At 61.9% G+C, this 18517-nt stretch carries 15 protein-coding genes and 1 pseudogene; 7 read left to right on the top strand and 9 right to left on the bottom strand.

Annotated elements, in window-relative coordinates:
- Positions 1-4 precede the first annotated feature (4 nt).
- Positions 5-1528, bottom strand: coding sequence for a sugar ABC transporter ATP-binding protein (locus ABIE40_RS16790; RefSeq protein ID WP_199628940.1), 1524 nt, complete (start codon positions 1526-1528; stop codon positions 5-7).
- A gap of 168 nt (positions 1529-1696) precedes the next feature.
- Between ABIE40_RS16790 and ABIE40_RS16795 the strand changes: the two genes are divergently transcribed.
- From ABIE40_RS16795 to ABIE40_RS16805, 3 genes are all read left to right on the top strand, one after another.
- Positions 1697-2728, top strand: coding sequence for a LacI family DNA-binding transcriptional regulator (locus ABIE40_RS16795; protein ID WP_112719763.1), 1032 nt, complete (start codon positions 1697-1699; stop codon positions 2726-2728).
- A 234-nt stretch (positions 2729-2962) separates the two neighbouring features.
- Positions 2963-4969, top strand: coding sequence for a GAF domain-containing protein (locus tag ABIE40_RS16800; protein WP_354541044.1), 2007 nt, complete (start codon positions 2963-2965; stop codon positions 4967-4969).
- A gap of 1 nt (position 4970) precedes the next feature.
- Entirely contained in the window at positions 4971-5354 is a 384-nt protein-coding gene (locus ABIE40_RS16805) for a response regulator (RefSeq protein WP_199628938.1), read from the top strand.
- A 66-nt stretch (positions 5355-5420) separates the two neighbouring features.
- On the opposite strand, the gene xylA is transcribed toward ABIE40_RS16805, so the two are convergent.
- The 6 genes and pseudogenes from xylA to ABIE40_RS16835 all read right to left on the bottom strand — a co-directional run bounded on the left by xylA (position 5421) and on the right by ABIE40_RS16835 (position 13428).
- Positions 5421-6731 carry a xylose isomerase gene (gene xylA / locus ABIE40_RS16810; RefSeq protein WP_199628937.1) on the bottom strand — a complete coding sequence of 437 codons (1311 nt, stop codon included), beginning with the start codon at positions 6729-6731 and terminating at the stop codon, positions 5421-5423.
- 180 nt (positions 6732-6911) lie between these two features.
- Positions 6912-8366, bottom strand: a complete 1455-nt coding sequence (xylB, locus tag ABIE40_RS16815) for a xylulokinase (RefSeq protein ID WP_199628936.1) — start codon at positions 8364-8366, stop codon at positions 6912-6914.
- Between the two features lie 18 nt (positions 8367-8384).
- Positions 8385-9410 carry a LacI family DNA-binding transcriptional regulator gene (locus ABIE40_RS16820; protein WP_199628935.1) on the bottom strand — a complete coding sequence of 342 codons (1026 nt, stop codon included), beginning with the start codon at positions 9408-9410 and terminating at the stop codon, positions 8385-8387.
- Between the two features lie 100 nt (positions 9411-9510).
- Positions 9511-10503 carry an alpha/beta fold hydrolase gene (locus tag ABIE40_RS16825; protein WP_199628934.1) on the bottom strand — a complete coding sequence of 331 codons (993 nt, stop codon included), beginning with the start codon at positions 10501-10503 and terminating at the stop codon, positions 9511-9513.
- 91 nt (positions 10504-10594) lie between these two features.
- A pseudogene (locus ABIE40_RS16830) lies at positions 10595-12185 on the bottom strand (DHA2 family efflux MFS transporter permease subunit).
- Positions 12186-12207: 22 nt separating this feature from the next.
- Positions 12208-13428 carry an HlyD family secretion protein gene (locus tag ABIE40_RS16835; protein ID WP_112719770.1) on the bottom strand — a complete coding sequence of 407 codons (1221 nt, stop codon included), beginning with the start codon at positions 13426-13428 and terminating at the stop codon, positions 12208-12210.
- Positions 13429-13583: 155 nt separating this feature from the next.
- Here ABIE40_RS16835 and ABIE40_RS16840 point away from each other — a divergent pair, with 155 nt between their 5' ends.
- Together ABIE40_RS16840 and ABIE40_RS16845 are read left to right on the top strand one after the other, a co-directional pair.
- Positions 13584-14261 carry a TetR/AcrR family transcriptional regulator gene (locus ABIE40_RS16840; RefSeq protein WP_112719771.1) on the top strand — a complete coding sequence of 226 codons (678 nt, stop codon included), beginning with the start codon at positions 13584-13586 and terminating at the stop codon, positions 14259-14261.
- A 150-nt stretch (positions 14262-14411) separates the two neighbouring features.
- Entirely contained in the window at positions 14412-15161 is a 750-nt protein-coding gene (locus ABIE40_RS16845) for a TerC family protein (RefSeq protein WP_199628933.1), read from the top strand.
- A gap of 30 nt (positions 15162-15191) precedes the next feature.
- Here ABIE40_RS16845 and ABIE40_RS16850 read toward each other — a convergent pair whose 3' ends face one another.
- Entirely contained in the window at positions 15192-16106 is a 915-nt protein-coding gene (locus ABIE40_RS16850) for a phytanoyl-CoA dioxygenase family protein (protein ID WP_199628932.1), read from the bottom strand.
- Between the two features lie 93 nt (positions 16107-16199).
- Here ABIE40_RS16850 and ABIE40_RS16855 point away from each other — a divergent pair, with 93 nt between their 5' ends.
- Positions 16200-17030 (top strand): helix-turn-helix domain-containing protein, encoded by an 831-nt coding sequence (locus tag ABIE40_RS16855; RefSeq protein WP_199628931.1) that lies wholly within the window; start codon positions 16200-16202, stop codon positions 17028-17030.
- On the opposite strand, the gene ABIE40_RS16860 is transcribed toward ABIE40_RS16855, so the two are convergent.
- Positions 17031-17576, bottom strand: a complete 546-nt coding sequence (locus tag ABIE40_RS16860) for a glutathione peroxidase (RefSeq protein ID WP_199628930.1) — start codon at positions 17574-17576, stop codon at positions 17031-17033. It abuts the gene before it with no gap.
- 134 nt (positions 17577-17710) lie between these two features.
- Here ABIE40_RS16860 and ABIE40_RS16865 point away from each other — a divergent pair, with 134 nt between their 5' ends.
- On the top strand, positions 17711-18466 hold the full coding sequence (locus ABIE40_RS16865; RefSeq protein WP_162708769.1) for a bestrophin-like domain: 756 nt from the start codon (positions 17711-17713) through the stop codon (positions 18464-18466).
- The last annotated feature ends 51 nt before the right edge of the window (positions 18467-18517 follow it).

Below are 18517 nucleotides of genomic sequence, written 5' to 3' on the forward strand. Positions count from 1 at the left end.
ACTGTCAGGCGGCCTTCCTCTTCAGCCCCGCGGCATAGCGCATGATTTCCTGTTCCGAGATCTCGTCGCCCTCGAGCACGCCGACAATGCGCCCCTCGCGCATGACACAGACCCGCGTGCAGAGGCCGATGACCTCAGGCATTTCCGACGAGACGACGATGATCGACCGGCCATCGCGGGCCAGCGCCGAAATGAAATGATAGATCTGCTGCTTGGTGCCGACATCGATGCCGCGCGTCGGCTCGTCGATGATGATGATATCGGGCTCGGTCTCCATCACCTTGGCGAGCAGCAGCTTCTGCTGGTTCCCGCCCGACATGCGGCCGGCAACGATATTGGCATCGCGCACGCGGATGTCGAAGCGCCGCTTCGCCTTGGCAAGGGCCGCCGCCTCGCTGTTGGGGCTGAGATAGCCGTGCGCCACATGCTGTCCAAGCGATTGCAGCGTCAGGTTGGTGACCATGTTGGAGCGCAGCAGCAGTCCCTTCGACTTGCGGTCCTTGGTCATGTAGGCAAGACCGGCGCGATTGGCGGCGTGAACGTCGCCGGAGGCAATGGTATCGCCCTTGATAACCACCTCACCGGCCGTGCGTGACCGCAGGCCGGCAATCGCTTCCATCAGCTCGGTGCGGCCAGAACCGATCAGGCCTGAGAAGCCGATCACTTCGCCCTTGCGCACTTCGAAGCTTGCGTCCTGGACATAACCGGTCGAAACGCCGGTGACCTGCAGGACGACTTCTTCATCCACATTCGGCTCGACCTTCGCCGGATAGAGGCTGGAAAGCTCGCGCCCGACCATCAGCTGGGCGATCGACTCGCCGTCAAGGATCGAGGTCGGCGCCGTCTTCACCCACTGGCCGTCGCGCAGTACGGTGACCCGGTCGGTCAGTTCCATGACTTCATCGAGCTTGTGCGAGACGAAGACGAAGCTGGTGCCCTTGTCGCGCAGCTTGCGGACCTGTTCGAAGAGGATATTGGTTTCCTCGCGCGACAGAACAGCGGTCGGCTCGTCCATGAAGACGACGCGCGCATCACGGCTGATTGCCTTGGCGATCTCGACCATCTGCTTGTCGGCGATCGACAGCGTGCTGATCAGCGCGTCTTCATCGACATGCGAACCGAGCATATCCAGCACGCGGCGCGTTTCCTTGCGCATGTAGCGCCGGTCGAGCACACCGAAATGCGTCACTTCACGGCCGAGGAACAGGCTCTCGGTGACGGTCAGATGTTCCGCGAGATTGAATTCCTGGTGGATGATGACGATGCCGAGCGCCTCGGCGCCACCGTTCGGCGGCAGCACGATCGGCTTGCCGTCGAGAAGGATTTCGCCGGAGGTCGGCTGCTCGAAACCGGAGAGAACTTTGACGAGAGTGGATTTCCCGGCACCATTCTCGCCCATCAGGGCATGAACTTCACCGGCGCGGAGATCGAAATTGACGCTGAAGAGGACCTGTACCCCATTGAAGGATTTACAGATTCGCTTTGCGGACAGCACCACGGGTGCGGTCTCGGCCGTCTCCAGATTCATCATTTCCTCCCTGCGGCTCCCGACCGCTTGAGCATTTGTGTAAACCTTTACATCGGCCATGTAAAGGTTTACATCATGGATATGCACAAATCTGGCGAAAGCCCGCTTTGACGGATTAGCAAGTCTGTGTAGTGTCGCGGCGAAGACAGCCCCATGGCAGAGCCCCCAGTGTCGAATTCCACGCCTGCAACGATCGAAGACGTCGCCCGGATCGCCGAGGTTTCCATCGCGACCGTGTCCCGTGCGATCCATACGCCGGAGAAAGTTGCGAACTCGACGCGGCTGAAGGTCAACCAGGCGATCGCCATTACCGGCTATACGACCAACGCCATGGCGCGCAGCCTGCGGCTTGGCCGTTCCAATATGATCCTGGTCGTGGCACCCGATATCGGTGACCCGAATTTCTCCAACATTCTCGTCGGCCTGGAGAACGAAGCCCGCGCCCATGGCTACGGCATCCTGATCGGCCACACCCAGAACGACGCCCAGCGCGGCCTCGAATATCTGAAATTCTTCAACTCGAACCAGGCGGCCGGCCTGATCCTCTTCACCGGCATCCTGCCCTTCGGCCACCAGACGATGACGGCACGGTTGCCGCCGAGCGTCGGCGTCTTCGAACCGGTCTTCAACGGCGGCATTCCCTATGTCGGCGTCGACGATACCGAGGGTGCCCGCAAGGCGGTCGATCTGCTGCTTGCCGAAGGCCACCGCAAGATCGCCTTCATCGGCGATTCGCGCACCCGCCTTGCCTATACCCGCCGTCGCGAGGGCTACGAAGCCGGGCTCGATGCAGCCGGTGTGCCGAAGGAAACGCGGATCGTTCTCGAAGGCGACGGCACCATCGAAAGCGGCCGCCACGCCGTCGAGCAACTCTTCATGCGCGACACGCTGCCGACCGCCTTCATGTGCGTCAACGACCAGACGGCGATCGGCGTGATGATCGGCCTCAATGCCCGCGGCTACGATATCCCGCGCGACTTCTCGGTGACAGGCTTCGACGACGTGCCGCAGGCCGTGTTCATGAGCCCATCGCTGACCACCATCCGCCAGCCGCGCACGGCGATCGGCAAGCAGGCGATGGCACTGCTGCTGGAGCTTCTCGGCGATGGCCGGCCGGCCGAAACGGAAATCCTGCTGCGCCCCGATCTCGTCGTCCGCAACTCCGTCTCCGCGCCGCCGAAAAACTGGCAAAGACGCTAACCCGGGCGGAACAATTCCCGCCCCAGGCCGTTGCCTTGCCGGACGCCGGCTGCACAATCTGAGATTTGTGGTTTGCACCGGCAGCTGGCGTCCAGCTCAGCTGAAAAGTCCGCGTTTGCGGCAGCTTCATTCTATCCCGGACTTATTTTGGTCATCGGCGTTTCCGTCGCTGGAAAAATCAACCGACCGCCTACATCATTGATCGCTAAGATGAACATGGGACCCATAGATTCAGTGTCGCCGACGTCCGATCCAGCCGTCATCGAGGACCAGAAACGCCTTGAGGCGCTCGAGGCATTCGACATTCTCGACACCGCTCCCGAGCCCGAATTCGACGACATCGTCTTCGTCGCCTCCTCGGCCTGTCGCACGCCGGTTGCCCTGATCAGCCTTGTCGGCGCCGACAGGCAATGGTTCAAGGCAAAGGTCGGCTTCGAAGCCTGCGAGACCCCCATCGATCAATCCGTCTGCGCCCACGCACTCTCAAGCCCGCAACCGCTTGTCATCACAGATCTCACGAAAGACGAACGGACGCGGACGAACGCGCTGGTCACCGCGCCACCCAGCATCCGCTTCTACGCCGGCGCACCGCTCGTCACCTATGACGGCACGATCATCGGCACGCTCTGCGTCATCGACACCGTCCCGCGCCCCGAAGGCTTGACGCCTGACCAGCTGAAGATCCTCCAGGCCCTGTCGCGGCAGGTGGCCGCCCTTCTGGAGGCCCGCCGCATATCGAGCCGCAAGGACGAGCTCTTCCGCCGCCAGAAGCATATCAGCTCGACGATGCGCTCTACGGCGCAACAGAGCATGGCTGCGCAAGAGGCCGGACGTGTCGGCACGTTCGAGCTCGATATTGCCAGCGGCCAGATGCGCGTCTCCCCGGAATTCTGCCGCATCTTCGACGTGCCGGTGGCCGACAGCTACCCGGCCTCGATCTTCGAAGACATGGTCGTCCCGGATGATCAGGATATCCGCTCCTCCGCATCGACGCGGGCGGACGGCAGCGCCGCCCTCGATGTCGAATACCGCATCAACACCGAGCATCGCGGTACCCGCTGGATCTCGCGTCATGCCGCTTTCATGGCAACGACGGATGGCCGGCCGGCGCTTCTGCGCGGGACGGTGCAGGACGTGACCATCGAACGGCGGGCCGCCGCCCGCGTTCAGGCGCTGCTTGATCTCGGTGACCGGCTGCGCGACCTCGACGACGTGGAATCGATGGCGATCGCCGCGGCCGATCTGATGGCCAAGGCGCTCGATGCCAGCCGCGCCGGCTTTGGCGTCGTCGATGCCGGCAGCGAAACCGTACTGATGCAGCCGGAATGGTGTGCGCCGGGCGTCACGTCGCTTGCCGGCCTCCACCATTTCCGCGACTACGGCAGCTTCATCGACGATCTGAAACTCGGCGAAACCGTCATCATCGAGGATGTCAGCAACGATCCGCGCACCGATGGCAATGCCGAGCAGCTGCTTGCGATCGATATCCGCGTGCTCGTCAACGTGCCGATCTTCGATCACGGCCGCTTCAGCCTCGTCGTCTTCGTGCATCACGATCATCCCTACGAGTGGACGGGCGAGGAAGTGTCCTTCGTGCGCAGCTTCGGCGACCGTATCCAGATCGCCATTGCCCGGGTGCGCGCCGAGGCCGAACAGGACCTCTTGAACCGCGAGATCAACCACCGGCTCAAGAACACCTTTGCCATGATCCAGGCGATCGCCACGCAAACGCTACGCCCAGTGGCCGAACGCGAGCATGTCGAGAATTTCGAGCGGCGGCTGCATGCCCTCAGCAGCGCCCACGACATACTCCTGCAGGACAACTGGCTGAGTGCCAGTGTCCACGATCTCGCCGCCCGGGCCGTCGAACCGCTCGGCGTCGGCGAGCAGGTTTCGATGGAAGGACCAAGCCTGGCGCTTGGCGCCAAGGGGTCGCTTTCGCTCTCGCTGCTGCTGCACGAACTGGCGACCAATGCCATCAAATACGGATCGCTCTCTGCCGAGGGCGGTAAAGTTTATGTGCGCTGGACCATTGAAGGCCGCGGCGAGGCGGCTACCTTCCACCTCACCTGGCGTGAAGAGGGCGGCCCTGCTGTCGGCGAACCGACCAAAAAGGGCTTCGGCTCCAAACTGATCAAGATGGGACTGATCGGCTCCGGCGGAACGGAAAGCCGCTACGGCCCCGATGGCTTCTCGGTCAGCATGTCCGCGTCTCTCTCGCAGATGCAAAGGACCGAATGACATGAGGGAAGGTTATGCAGCCCAAAGGCCTGCTGTCCTCGTGGTCGAAGATGAACCGCTACAGCGGATGATGGCAGTCGATCTCGTCGAGGAGGCCGGTTTCGAGGCGATCGAGGCTGCGGATGCGGATGAGGCGGTACGCATCCTGGAGGCACGGGCCGATATCCGCATCGTCTTCACCGATATCGATATGCCGGGCAGCATGGATGGCATGATGCTGGCCGCAGCGATCCGCGACCGCTGGCCGCCGATCGAGATCATCATCACCTCCGGCCATATCCGTGAGCAGGAAGTGGAGATGCCGATCCGCGGCGTGTTCTTCCCCAAGCCTTACGACACCCGCCGCCTCAGCCAGCAGCTCGTCGCCTTCGGGTTGTCTCAGTGACAAAATCCACGCGTGAAAAAGCCGGGAAGCTTGCGCTCCCCGGCCTGTATTTCGATAAGCTGTCGATCAGACGTAACGGTTGACGACGTTTTCGAGATGTTCCTGCTTGCCCGAGCGCGGCTGCGGATTGACGTCCTTGCCTTCGACCCAGCTGGTGATTTCACCGAGCGAATACTCGCCGCGGAAGAGCTTCTGCCCTTCGGCCGAATCCCAACCGGCGTAGCGGTCTGCGAGCGGCAGCGAGAGAGCCTTGTCTTCGACCATCTTCGCAGCAGCCTTGAGGCCACGAGCGCAGCAATCCATGCCGCCGATATGGCCGATCAGCAGGTCTGCCGGATCGAGCGACTGACGGCGCAGCTTCGCGTCGAAGTTCGTGCCGCCGGTGGTGAAGCCGCCTGCCTGCAGAACCTGGTAATAGGCGAGCGCCATTTCCGGAACGTTGTTCGGGAACTGGTCGGTATCCCATCCGGACTGGTAGTCGTTGCGGTTCATGTCGATCGAGCCGAAGATGCCGAGCGCGTTGGCCAGCGCCAGCTCGTGCTCGAAGGAATGGCCGGCGAGGATCGCATGGCCCTGCTCGATGTTGAGCTTCACTTCGTTCTCGAGACCGTGCTTCTTCAGGAAGCCGTAGACGGTCGCGACGTCGTAGTCGTACTGGTGCTTGGTCGGCTCCTGCGGCTTCGGCTCGATCAGGATCGTGCCCTTGAAGCCGATCTTGTGCTTGTACTCGACGACGAGATTGAGGAAGCGGCCGAGCTGATCGAGCTCGCGCTTCAGGTCGGTGTTGAGCAGCGTTTCGTAGCCTTCGCGGCCACCCCAGAGAACGTAGTTCTCGCCGCCGAGCTTCTGCGTCGCATCAATGCAGGTCTTCACGGTTGCCGCAGCAAAAGCGAAGACATCCGGATCCGGATTGGTCGCAGCGCCGGACATGTAGCGGCGGTTGGAGAACAGGTTCGCCGTACCCCAGAGCAGCTTGGTGCCGGTCGCGGCCTGCTTCTCGGCGAAGTAATCGACGATCTCGTTCAGGTTCTTGGTGTTCTCGGCAAAGTTCTGACCTTCGGGGCGCACGTCGGCGTCGTGGAAGCAGTAATAGGGTGCGTCAAGCAGCGAGAAGAATTCGAAGGCAACATCAGCCTTCAGCTTCGCAGCCTTCATCGTGTCTTCGAACCACGGGCGCAGGAAGGTCTGGCCGCCGAAGGGGTCGCCGCCCGGCCAGGTGAAGGTGTGCCAATAGGCGATCGCAAAGCGCAGATGGTCTTCCATGCGCTTGCCGAGAACGACTTCGTCCTTGTTGTAATGACGGAAGGCGAGCGGATTGGTGCTCTCCGGGCCTTCATACTTGATCTTCTGAATATCGCCGAAAAATCCGGTGCTCATGTTGGTCCTCCTTGGGTTGGTCAATCTTGTTCGTTGTAGCGTGCGGCCCCCTCATCCGACCCTTCCGGGCCACCTTCTCCCCGAGGGGAGAAGGGAAATGAGGCGGCTGTTGCAAATCCCCTTCTCCCCAGCGGGGAGAAGGTGCCGGCAGGCGGATGAGGGGGCCGCCGGCTCAGGTTCTCAATGCGCCAGCGACTTGATCGCCGGATAGAGCGCGCGGTAGCGCTTGTAGGCATCCTCATAGGCGCCGCTCAGCTCGGTAACCGGCTCGATCGTCCCATCCGTCTCCGGCGGCGTGCAGACTGCGACCGGATCCGCACCGGTCGCCGCAATCAAGCCGAGACGGGCAGCGCCAAACGCCGCGCCGAAATCGCCGTCCGCCGGGAGATCGACGGGAACGCCGAGCGCCGTTGCGATCGAGGCCAGCCAGTAGCGCGAGCGCGAACCGCCGCCGATCGCCGTCACACGGGCGATATCGGTACCGGCCGAACGCAACGCTTCGAGATTGTCGCGGATCGCAAAGGACACGCCTTCGAGAACCGCCTGGGTCAGAACGGCGCGGCTGCTTTCATGCTCGAGGCCGATGAAGGCGCCGCGGATGACAGCATCATTGTGCGGCGTACGTTCACCGGAGAGATAGGGAAGGAAGGTGACGCCCGACGGCGCCTTCAGGGTCTCGCCGAGTTCGCCGGTCAGATCGGCGGCAGACTTGCCGGTCACATGCGAATGCCAGTTCAGCGCGTCAGTGGCCGAGAGGATGACGCCCATCTGGTGCCAGGTGTTGGGAAGCGCGTGGCAGAACGCATGAACGGCGCTTTCCGGCTTCGGCAGGTAAGAGCCGTTGGCGGCGAAGAGCACGCCCGATGTGCCGAGAGAAACGAAGGCCGCGCCGTGGCTGACCGTACCCATGCCGCAGGCCGAGGCCGCATTGTCCCCTGCCCCACCGGCAACGACAACGTCTCCGGTAATGCCCCACTTAGACGACAGCTCGCTTCGCAGCTTGCCCGCCTGCTCAGTACCTTCGACAAGCGACGGCATCTGCTTTTCATCGAGGCCCGTTGCGGCCAGGAGTTCCGAAGACCAGGCGCGCTTGCCGGTATCGAGCCAAGACGTACCGGCCGAATCCGACATTTCCGAAATATGCTCGCCGGTCAGCCACAGGCGCAGATAATCCTTCGGCAGCAGAACCTTGGCGACCTTGGCGAAGATCTCCGGCTCGTTCTTGGCGACCCAGACGAGCTTCGGCGCGGTGAAGCCCGGGAAGACGATGTTGCCGGTCAGCTTGCGGAAGCGCGGATCGGCGTCGAGCGCCGCGGCTTCATGATAGCTGCGCGTATCGTTCCAGAGAATGCAGGGCCGCAGCACCTTGTCGTCGGCATCGAGCAGCGTCGCGCCATGCATCTGGCCGGAAAGGCCGATACCCCTGACCGCCGCAAGCTCCTTCGGATGCTTGGCCTTCAGACCGGCAACCGCTTCTTCGGTCGCGCGGATCCAGTGCGCCGGATCCTGTTCGGACCAGCCGGAATGCGGACGCGAAACGTCCAGCGATCCGTTGGCCGAACCGATAATCTTCTGATCGCCGTCGATGAGCATCGCCTTGACGCCCGAAGTTCCGAGATCGAGACCCAGATACATGTCGTTCTCCCTTTGCCGTTACGGCAGGTTGTCTTTCAAAAAGATATCGAGGCGGATGCGCTCCTGCGCATCGATGACGGCAAGCCCGTCGGCCTTCGCCTTCAAGACGCGAATGGCGCTGCGCACCTCATGACCGGCATCCTGATTGAGAACTGCGTCAATCGTTCCGTCGATCAATGCCGCCCGCGTATGCGGCGTGAGTTCATGGGCAACGACAGTGACCTGCCGCCCGGCGCTCTTGGCCTTCAGCGCCCTGATCAGGCCGCGGTTACCGGCGCCCAAGCTGTATATGCCGACAATGCGATCATTCTTCGAAAGCGCATCCGAAACCAGCATATGCGCCATTTCAGGATCGTCGCGCCCCTCGATGACGGGCAGGATGGAAAGGCCGGGAAACTCCCGCGCCATCAGCGCAGCGAAACCTTCCAGACGTTCGCGATGGTCGCGCACCAGCATGGAGCCGGCGAGCACCGCAATCTCGCCCTTGGCGCCACCGAGGAAACGGCCAAGCAGGCGAGCCGCCGTGCGCCCGGCTGCGATGTTATCGACACCGGCATAGTGATGGCGGAGCGAGCCCGTGAGGTCGGAAACCAGGGTCACGACGGGAATGCCATCGCGCACCAGTGCATCGACTGCCTCGGCAACCTCAGGCGCATCGGTCGCCACAAGCGCGATGCCGGCAGGCCGTTCGGCAGCGAGCTTCCGCAGCGCTTCGACCAGTGCGGCCGGATCGAAGGCCGGAACCTCGATGGTCTGGATCTGCGTGCGCTCGACTGGAGCGCGGGCAACGGCCTCGCGGATCTCGCCGGTCAGCCCATGCATGAAGGAATTGTCGGATGCCGGAAGGATGAAGACCAGCGGATAGGTGCGGCCCTTGGCGAGGTTGGCGGCCGCCACATCCCTGACATAGCCGATCTCGCGAATGGCGTTTTCCACCTTCTCGCGCGTCACATGGCGCACGCCAGGGCGCTGGTTCAGCACGCGATCGACAGTCGCAAGGCTGACCCCCGCATGCGCGGCGATATCGTGAACCGTAGGCTTCATCGCTCCTCCTGACGAAGCCTTTACCGCCAATTCTGATGTACGTAAATCAGAAAATGCCGGATCGACCGAAACTCATCTGGCCGCGTTTGAAAAACATGGATTATTTCTTGCCGTCACCGGCAATACGCGCTTCGATCGCCTGCGCGATCCCTCGCAGATTGGGGTGCTCGCCAGCCAGCGTTTCAATGGCGCCGACGGCAAGGTCGCTTGCGACGTAATCCGACTTGTGGCCGAGGTTTCGGACGACGATCAGCCGCGCCCCTCGGATATCCTTTGCGAGATGCACCGAGTGGATCTTCGGCGAAACGACGCTATCGGTGTCGCCGGTGATGATGATCGTCGGCGCCTTGATCTGCCGGTAGCGCGGCGAGGCTTTCTTCGTCCATTCGAGCAGGTTGGCAACATCAGCGGCGTTGTTGTGAAACTCGGCCGGGCGCAGGGCGAGAAGCGTGCGAGCCTTCGAGATATACCCAGGAGGCCGCCGGTTCGGCGCAAACACACTGCGTGTCGCACCATCCACCATCGCAAGGCCGACGGGCGGCACGACCAGCGCGCTGAAGAGCGGGCCAGTCAACGGCGCGGTCGCCGCATCATAGTACCAGGCAATGCCGCCCGGCCAAGGATAGACGGCCGGCGACAGGAACACCAGACCGGCGACCATATCGGGATGATCGAGCGCAAAGGCGGCCGCAACGGCACCGCCGAAGGAATGGCTGACGATGATCGCCCGGCGGATTCCCCGCTTCTTCATCAGCGCCGCAATCGCGTCGGCCTGCCCGTCCGGAAAGGCGTTCTCGGGACCGCCGCGATCGGAACGGCCGTGGCCCGGACGATCGACGAACAGCAGATCGGCCTTGCCTTCCAGCTTTTCCCGGAACGACAGCATCGGGTCGTAGAGATTGGCGCTGGCGCCATGAATGAAGACGATCGGCGGCAGCCTTGCCTTGCCGGAAGCCGGGATGAAGACGCTGTTCAGCTTGTAGCCGCCGATGTCTATCCTCTCCTCCTCGGCGGCCGCCCGCGCGGATGCGGATGCAAATAGGGGCAGGACGATGCAGAGCCAGGCGATTGCCCTGGCGGAAGACTGAAGCATGAAGCGGCATCCGGTCGAAAGAGATGCACGATATACGGAAAACGGCCGGCTTTGGTTTCCCAAGCCGGCCGTTATTTCGAACACCAGACGATCAGTGGCCGCCGCCACCGCCTCCGCCGCCTTGCGGCGCAGGCTTGGCAATCATCGCCACACCGAGAACCATGACCATGAACAGCACGGTCAGCATCAGGAAGATATCGCTGAAGGACAGGATGACTGCCTGCTTGGTTGCCATGCCGACCATCTGCTTGATCGCCACCGACGCGCCGTCCATCCCGTAGGAATTGAAGTTGCGCGGTCAGGTTGTTCAATTGGTCGATCGCAGCCGGATGGCCCCAGTCCATATTCTCGCGCAGGCGCTCGTAATGCACGTCCTGGCGGTTGGTCAGAACCGTATTGATGATCGCAAGACCGACGGCACCACCGAGGTTACGGGTCAGGTTGAAGAGACCTGAGGCGCCCCGCATACGGGCCGGCGGCATCGTGCCGAGCGCGATATTGTTGATAGGCACCATGCACATCATAAGGCCGAAACCGCGGAACAGCTGCGGGATCAGCAGTTCGTAGAAGTCCCAGTCATCGGTCAGCCCGGTCATGATATAGGTGCCGGCCGCAAAGCTGACGAAACCGATGACCATCATCAGGCGCAGGTCCATCTTCGTCGATAGACGTCCGGCGAGCGGCGCGGTGAAGAACATCGCAAGACCGGAGACGAACATCGTCTCGCCGATCATCAGCGAGTCGTAGCCGCGGATGCGTCCGAGATAGACCGGGTAGATGTAGGTCAGGCCGTAGAGACCGATACCCATGACGAAAGAGAAGACCGAGCCGAAAGCGAAGTTGCGGTTGGCGAAGGCTCTCAAGTCAACGACCGGAAAATCGACAGTAAACGCCCTGTAGAAGAAGACCACGCAGCCGATCGCCGATGCAATTGCACCGATGACGATATAGTTGTCGTTGAACCAGTCGTTCGAATTGCCTTCCTCGAGCACATATTCCAGCGCGCCCAGAAAAACGCCCATCGAGATCAGGCCCCACCAGTCGAACTTCTTGAGAAGCGACAGTTCCGGCTTGTCGAAGTCGATGAAGTTCCAGGTAACGGTCGCGACGATGATGCCGGGGATGACGTTGACCAGGAACAGCCAGTGCCAGGAGAAGGCGTGGCTGAGATAGCCGCCGACGGTCGGGCCGATCGTCGGCGCCAGCGTAGCGATCAGGCCGATGATCGGCGAAACGACGCTGCGCTTGGAGGGCGGGAAGATCGTGAAGGCGGCCGCGAAGACCGACGGGATCATGCCGCCGCCGATGAAGCCCTGGATGGCGCGGTAGACGATCATCTGGTCGATATTCGTCGCCGTGGCGCAGAGCACGCTCGACAGCGTAAAGCCCGCCGCCGAGAAGGCGAAGAGATAACGCGTCGAGACGATGCGAGCGAGCGTACCCGACAGCGGAATCATGATGACTTCCGCGATCAGGTAGGAGGTCTGCACCCAGCCGATTTCATCCGAGCCGGCGGAAAGGCCGGCCTGGATTTCAGCGAGCGAGGCCGAGACGATCTGAATGTCGAGGATCGACATGAACATGCCGAGCACCATCGCAAAGAATGCGATGAGCTTGCGCGGGTCCATCCGTTCCTCGGCTCCTACGCCGGGAACGGTTCCTGCAGTGGTGGTTGCGGCCATTGGCCTTACTCCGGCTGGCTGATTACTTTGCCTGCTGTGCGTCCGGCGCCGTGCGCGTGTCGACATCGACGACGACGCTCAGGCCTGCGCGCAGACGGCCGGTATCAAGCGCATCCTGCGGGAGCGCGATGCGAACCGGCACGCGCTGGATGATCTTGGTAAAGTTGCCCGTCGCATTCTCAGGCGGCAGCAGCGAGAAGACCGAGCCGGAGGCCGGCGAGATCGACTCGACGGTGCCGACGATCGCGTGATCGTCATAAGCGTCGACATGGACATTGACCTTCGAACCCGGAACCAGATGCTGGATCTGCGTTTCCTTGAAGTTCGCATCGATATAGAGCTGGCGGGTCGGGACGAGCGCCATCAGACGCTGGCCGGGCGATACGAGGTCGCCTTCCTGAACCGAGCGATTGCCGACGACGCCGTCATACGGTGCCTTCAGGATCGTGAACGACAGGTCGCGGGCGGCCTTGTCGCGCTGCAGCTCAAGCGTACGGACCGAACCTTCGGCTTCCTTGCGCTGTGCTTCCAGGATGGTGATGTTGGCTTCGGCCGACTTGATGTTGGCATCGCCGCCAACGAGGTTTGCCTTGGCCTGATCGAGCGCGATGTTGGCGGTGTCGAGATCGGCAGCGGTGCCGACCGACTTTGCCTGCAGGTCGCTCTGGCGCTTCTGGGTGATCTCGGCGCCGCGGACGGCGGCATCGAGCGACACCTTCTGTGCCTGTGCCTGGGCGAGAGCCGCCTTGGCGCCATCGACCTGAGCATCGATGCGGCTCAGCGAAAGCTTTTCGGTGGCGATCTGCGCTTCGGCCTGATCAAGAGCGTTCTGATAGTCGCCGTTATCGAGCGTTGCGAGCACGTCGCCGGCCTTTACCAGCTGGTTGGCAACGACATTGACCTTGGCAACGTAACCGGTGACCTTCGGCGAGATGGTCGCGATATCGCCTTCGATATAGGCATCATCGGTCGAGACCATGAAGCGGCCATTCGTCCACCATTCATAGCCGTACCAGCCGCCACCGGCGAGAATGGCAAGGGCGACGATCGGCAGAACGCGGCTGCGCTTCTTTTTCACCGGCGGCTGCTCGGCAACCTTTACCTCGGGTGCTGGCGCCTGCTGGGGAGCACTGCGAGCCTCCGCGGTGGGGGTATCCGCGGAGGCTGCAGTTTCCGGCTGAGCCGCTTCGGCTTCAGCGGAATCGCTTACGATGCGCGCAACATTGGTTTTCTGACTGGACATAGACGAACACCGCTTTGTGAAGTAGATTTAATCGAACTGAACGGTTCGGTTCAGTTGACATAGGCCCTTTTTGCATCCATATCAAGTCATATCGAACCGAGCGGTTCGATTTTAGTAAAGAATCTTCGCAAGTGCGAAAAATGGTTAAGGAGAAGATGACCGAAGTGTCCAAGGTTTCAGCCGCCGAAACGCCCGTGGCCACTGGCCGCTGGGCAGCCGGAGAAGACCCGGCCAAGCGCACGCAAATCCTCGAGGGCGCCAAGAGCGTCTTCATGAAGATGGGTTTCGACGCAGCGAGCATGAACGACGTGACCCGCGAAGCCGGCGTCTCGAAGGGCACTCTCTATGTCTACTTCGCCAACAAGGAAGAGCTCTTCACCGCGATGATCGAGACCGAGCGCGCCGCCTTCGTGGCCGCACTGCGCGTCGCTCTCGAACATCATGACAATGTCGAGGAAGGCCTGCACGATTTTGGCCTGAGCTTCATCTCGCATATCACAAGCGAGAAGGTGATCAGCGCCATGCGCACTGTTCTTGGCGTGCGCGACCGCATGCCGGAGCTCTGTCAGCGTTTCTTCAACGGACCGGAGAACCTGCGTACGGTGCTGCACTCGTATCTGACGCGCTACGTGAACTCGGGCAAGCTCGAGATCGCTGACGTCGATCTGGCAGCCGGGCAGTTCCTCGATCTCGCCAGCGGCAGCTTCTTCAAGTTCCGCCTCTTCGGCAGCATGCCGGAGCCGCCGTCCGAGGCTGAGAGAAAGCGCGTCATCGACGGCGCCATCCGCGTCTTCATGGCCGCCTATGGCGCCAAGCACAACGAGCCCGCCTGAGGGATCGGCGGCGTCCCCGCTTCATTCTCCCCATCACCCGGCGGAATAAATGCCGTCCGGCTTTCGTATACCCCTTGCGGCGCTTGCATCTCAGCGCCTTCACTCTAGATTTCGGCGTCGGCTGTCTGTGGCGCAAGGGAAAAACAATTCATGCAAGATATCATGATGCTGGTTCAGGACCCGGCTGCCTGGGTGGCGCTGGTGACCCTGGTCGTCATGGAAGTCGTTCTTGGTATCGACAACCTTATCTTCATCTCCATCCTCACCAACAAGCTGCCGCCCGAGCACCGTGAAAAGGCCCGCAAGGTCGGTATCGGCCTGGCGCTGATCATGCGCCTCGCCCTGCTCGGCACCGTCGCCTGGATCGTCAAGCTCACGGCTCCGGTCTTCGAACTCTTCGGCCACGGCTTCTCGTGGAAGGATATGATCCTGATTGCCGGCGGTCTTTTCCTGCTCTGGAAGGCGACGAAGGAAATCCACCACAATGTCGATCCGACCGATCACAACGAGGACTTCATCGCCAATTCGGCGACGACGACCTTCGGCTCGGCGATCGTGCAGATCCTGATCCTCGACCTGGTCTTCTCGGTCGACAGCATCATCACCGCCGTCGGCATGACCCCGCATCTGCCGATCATGGTCATCGCTGTTCTGGCCGCCGTGACCGTCATGCTGGTCGCCGCGACGCCGCTTGCGAACTTCATCGAGAAGAACCCGACCATCGTCATGCTAGCGCTCGCCTTCCTGATGATGATCGGCACGACGCTGATCGCCGAGGGCATGGGCTTCCATGTTCCGAAGGGCTACGTGTACGCCGCCATGGCCTTCTCGGCGCTCGTCGAGGTGTTGAACATGTTCGCCAGAAACGCCCGAAAACGAAAGAAGAGCGGGAGCCACTAGCTTCTGCAGCAGGCGCGGCTCCGGCCGCGCCTACAGCATGTCTCCCAGGCTCCAGTGATTGGCCCAGCGCGCATCGATCTCGTCATCGACATTCTGGTAGCGGATATCGGTCGACAGACGGATCAGTCGCCCGGCGCTCTCGTTCGCCGTCGAGGCGTGGATCATGTAGGGACTGTGCAGCATCAAATCGCCGGCCTCATAGCCGGCGATCAGCCAGCGGGCGTCGAAGCGTTCGGCCATATCGGGCAAATCTTTCGATACCCAACCGCCCTCGGTCATGTTGCGATTATAGGCGCTGATCCGCTCTTCGGCTGAAAGTTCGGCACTCTGCGCCGCGAACTCACTCTCCATCTTTCTGCCAATCGCATGCGATCCCTCGAGATAGACGAGCCCGCCCATGTCGACCGGCACATCGCCGAGCGGGATCCATGCCGTGACGATCCGGTTGGTCCCGCCGCGCAGATAGACGAGATCATAATGCGCCGGCGTCGCCGTGGCGCTACCGGGCATCGTGTGGCGCATGATCTTGCGCTTGTGCAGATAGGAGATGCCGGACAGGAACTCGTCCATGAAGGCCGCGAGCCGCGGCTGGGCACAGAAGCCTTCATAGGCCACGGAGCGGACGAGCGACATGAGGATGCGGTTGGCCTGCTGCGGGTCCCCTCCTCCAGCGGCGGCCAGACCAAGACGCGGATCCGATCCCGGCTCGATCAACCCTGCGCCCGCCAGATGCCCGAACACCCAGCCGCGAAACGCATTCACAGCATCGGGATCGAGAAACCGCTTCAGCCAGACATAGCCATGCTCCTCATAGCGCTCCCAGATCGCCGCGATGCCGATCGTCGGATCGGTAGGAACGAGATGGCCAAGCCGGTTCTCCGCTGTCGAGAGCACCTTGCCACCTGCCCTCAACACCGGCATCGTCTTCACAGCCAAACTTGACATTTCGATCGCCATTCCCTTCGAATTTATGTGGCGATGCTGCGACTCAGGAGGGCGAATGACCATGGACAGAAAACACAGCTGGACTTTTCGCTCATGACTTCGCCGCCGCTCGCGCTCTACCGGTCGCCGCCATCGGTCAACCCGCCCGCACTGTCGGTGACCGGCTTCGGACGGCAGCGGATCGCCGTGCATGTCCGGCAGCGCCGCCTGCCATGCCATGCGGTGGTGCTCGTCGAAACGGGACGCGGCATGTTGGAAACCGAAGCGGCAGGCAGGCTCGCAATCGAGGGACCGGCGCTTTTCTGGCTGACGCCGGGCGGCCTGCATTCCTACGGGCCCACCGAGGGTGAAAGCTGGGAGGAGCAATGGGCGCTGTTCGAGGGCCCTTTCGCCTCGAGCCTCGTCCGGCAGCGCCTGATCTCGGAGACGGCACCGCATGTGGCACTGAGCAATCTGCGCGAGATGCTGCAGCTCTTTGCCGCGCTCCGCGCCGATTTTACCGATGGCAGTGCATTGGCATTGAACTCGGCCGCCGCCACGCTTCACCGCATCGTCGTCCAGTCAGCGAGGCAGGCGGATGCTGCCACTGATACCCTGGCTGGCGCCAGGATCGAAGCAGCTGTTTCCGCCCTTGCGGAGCGCGCCTTCAGGGAAATCGACATGCAGCAGCTCGCCGCCGAATTCGACATGTCGCCGGCGACCTTCCGCCGTCGCTTCATGGCCGCAACCGGTCTCTCGCCGAAAGCATTCCAGCTACGGCTGCGGATCGATCATGCCAAGCAATTGCTGACCACCTCGGATTTCCCGATCGAAGCGATTGCCCGGGAGATCGGCATCGATGATGCCTTCTATTTCTCGCGGCTCTTCCAGAACCGCGAGGGCCTGGCGCCGAGCGCCTTCCGCAGCCGCTATCGCAGGCAGTGATCAGGCCTTCGACAATTCCTTGTCGATCGCCGTCACCAGCCGCTGATCCTCGGCGGTCACGTCAGGCGCAAAACGCGCGATGATCTTACCGTCGCGGCCGATCAGGAACTTCTCGAAGTTCCAGAGTATTTCCTTGCCGTCGTCATCGGCCAGACCACGATCGCGCAGCCGGTCACGCATCGGCCCCTCGCCGGTCGTCGGCACCGCTGCAGCCGTCAGCTGGCGATAGAGCGGATGCTTGTCGTCGCCCTTGACCGAGATTTTCGAATAGATCGGGAATTTCACGTCATAGGTCAGCTGGCAGAACTCGACGATCTCGGCATCCGTCCCCGGCTCCTGACCCTTGAAGTTGTTAGCCGGGAAGGCGGCAATGACGAAGCCGCGCTCGCGCTTGTCCTCGTAGAGTTTTTCGAGACCTTCATACTGCGCCGTCAGCCCGCATTTGGAGGCAACGTTGACGACGAGCATCACCTTGCCGCGATGTTCGTTGAGGCTTGTCTCGCGGCCATCGGCGAGCTTCACGGGGATGTCGAGGATCTCGGTCATGTCAGTCTCCATTCACGTCGGGCCGTGAAGCTATACCCGTGCCGCGCTTTGTCCAGCCTTCAAAACCGGCCTGATGCCAAAATCCTCAGCATGCGCTAACGTGCCTCACGGAGAGATGAGAGGGGAAATCTCGGGTGCGTGAGATCGTTGTCGCGGGATCGGTATTTGTGTGTCTGGCCGTCGCCTCGATCGGCACGATGATGATCTATCCGCGGCTGCCGGCCCGCCATCGCGAGGAGGAAACGAACACGGTCGTTCGCCTCGTCGCCAACATCTTCGTGGTCATGACCTCGCTCGTCTTCGGCCTGATGATCAACTCCTCGAAGAACACCTTTGCCGGCATCGACGACAGCGTTCATTCCTTCGCCACTGAAATCATCCTGCTCGACCGCACGCTGCGAACCTACGGGCTGGAAGCCGATGACACCCGCGCCAGCCTGCTCCGTTACGTGCAACAGGCCCTGTCGGGCCCGATGCACGTTGTCGATCCCGTGCTGCAGAGTGATCCGAAATCCGAAATGGCACTCAACGCGGTTGGCAACAACATCGCCGTCATGATGCCGACCGATCCCAACCACGTCGCGCTCTGGACCGACGCCCGGCAGCAATACAAGACCATCGTCGAGCGGCGATGGGTGATCGTCGAGCAATCGGAAGGCGTCATTCCAATGCCGCTGGTCTTCATGCTGATGGCTTGGCTGACGCTGATCTTCGCGAGTTTCGGATTCCGCGCGCCCAAAAACATCATCGTCATGTCGATGTTCCTGGTGGCCGCCTTTCTCATATCCGCATCGATCTATCTCGTGCTCGACATGGATATCCCCTTCGCGGGCATGATCCAGATTTCCGACGCCCCGCTTCGCCGGGCGCTAGCCGAACTGCAGCAATGATGCGCGTGCGGGATTGATAAGCGCAGGCGGCGTTACAGTTATTCCTGTCGC

Source organism: Rhizobium sp. OAE497, from assembly GCF_040546565.1.
Taxonomy (GTDB): domain Bacteria; phylum Pseudomonadota; class Alphaproteobacteria; order Rhizobiales; family Rhizobiaceae; genus Rhizobium.

What these genes read in the sequence shown, in the direction of transcription:
- ABIE40_RS16825 (WP_199628934.1), bottom strand. Translation starts at nt 10,503, where the DNA reads ATGCTTCAGTCTTCCGCCAGGGCAATCGCCTGGCTCTGCATCGTCCTG.
- ABIE40_RS16805 (WP_199628938.1), top strand. Translation starts at nt 4,971, where the DNA reads ATGAGGGAAGGTTATGCAGCCCAAAGGCCTGCTGTCCTCGTGGTCGAA.
- xylA (WP_199628937.1), bottom strand. Translation starts at nt 6,731, where the DNA reads ATGAGCACCGGATTTTTCGGCGATATTCAGAAGATCAAGTATGAAGGC.
- ABIE40_RS16855 (WP_199628931.1), top strand. Translation starts at nt 16,200, where the DNA reads ATGACTTCGCCGCCGCTCGCGCTCTACCGGTCGCCGCCATCGGTCAAC.
- ABIE40_RS16845 (WP_199628933.1), top strand. Translation starts at nt 14,412, where the DNA reads ATGCAAGATATCATGATGCTGGTTCAGGACCCGGCTGCCTGGGTGGCG.
- ABIE40_RS16835 (WP_112719770.1), bottom strand. Translation starts at nt 13,428, where the DNA reads ATGTCCAGTCAGAAAACCAATGTTGCGCGCATCGTAAGCGATTCCGCT.
- xylB (WP_199628936.1), bottom strand. Translation starts at nt 8,366, where the DNA reads ATGTATCTGGGTCTCGATCTCGGAACTTCGGGCGTCAAGGCGATGCTC.
- ABIE40_RS16850 (WP_199628932.1), bottom strand. Translation starts at nt 16,106, where the DNA reads ATGTCAAGTTTGGCTGTGAAGACGATGCCGGTGTTGAGGGCAGGTGGC.
- ABIE40_RS16820 (WP_199628935.1), bottom strand. Translation starts at nt 9,410, where the DNA reads ATGAAGCCTACGGTTCACGATATCGCCGCGCATGCGGGGGTCAGCCTT.
- ABIE40_RS16790 (WP_199628940.1), bottom strand. Translation starts at nt 1,528, where the DNA reads ATGAATCTGGAGACGGCCGAGACCGCACCCGTGGTGCTGTCCGCAAAG.
- ABIE40_RS16860 (WP_199628930.1), bottom strand. Translation starts at nt 17,576, where the DNA reads ATGACCGAGATCCTCGACATCCCCGTGAAGCTCGCCGATGGCCGCGAG.
- ABIE40_RS16840 (WP_112719771.1), top strand. Translation starts at nt 13,584, where the DNA reads ATGACCGAAGTGTCCAAGGTTTCAGCCGCCGAAACGCCCGTGGCCACT.